We start from the raw sequence: 606 nt of genomic DNA, 5'->3' as shown, positions 1-606 counted from the left end.
GCGCTCCTGTCCCCGAGGTGGACATCAACGCCCCCGGGCGGACCTCCGATCAGCTGCGGCCGTGGGCTCAGGGGATCAACGAGCAGATGAACATCCCCGCCGCCGCCCTGGCCGCCTACGGCAACGCCGCCGAGACCATGCGGCAGACGCGGCCCGAGTGCAACCTCGCGTGGACCACGCTGGCCGGGATCGGCCACGTGGAGACCCGGCACGGCCGGTACCGGGGTTCCACCCTGAACGACTACGGCTACGCGCTGCCCCCGATCATCGGCATCCAGCTCGACGGCTCGCCCGGCTTCGCCCGCATCCCGGACACCGACGGCGGTGAGCTGGACGGGGACCCCGAGTTCGACCGGGCGGTCGGACCCATGCAGTTCATCCCGGAGTCGTGGCGCAGGTACGGCGTCGACGCCAACGGTGACGGGCGGGCCGACCCCAATCAGATCGACGACGCCGCCGTGTCCGCCGCCCGGCTGCTGTGCGAGAACGGCGGCGACCTCTCGGTGGCGGAGAACTGGCAGCGGGCCGTGCTGGCCTACAACGCCTCGCGGGAGTACCTCATGGACGTCCGCGACGCGGCGGCCGCGTACTCGGTGGGGACCACCG

Annotated in this window: 1 protein-coding gene; it reads left to right on the top strand. The window is 72.4% G+C overall.

What is annotated here, in order from left to right; translation table 11 throughout:
• Positions 1–606: lytic transglycosylase domain-containing protein (locus IY392_RS17550; RefSeq protein ID WP_194861925.1), on the top strand; the 606-nt coding region annotated here is incomplete at both ends.

Source organism: Dietzia sp. SYD-A1, from assembly GCF_015356725.1.
Lineage (GTDB): Bacteria > Actinomycetota > Actinomycetes > Mycobacteriales > Mycobacteriaceae > Dietzia.
Note: the sequence above shows the minus strand (reverse complement) of the source record. Positions and strands in the feature narration are given on the sequence as shown.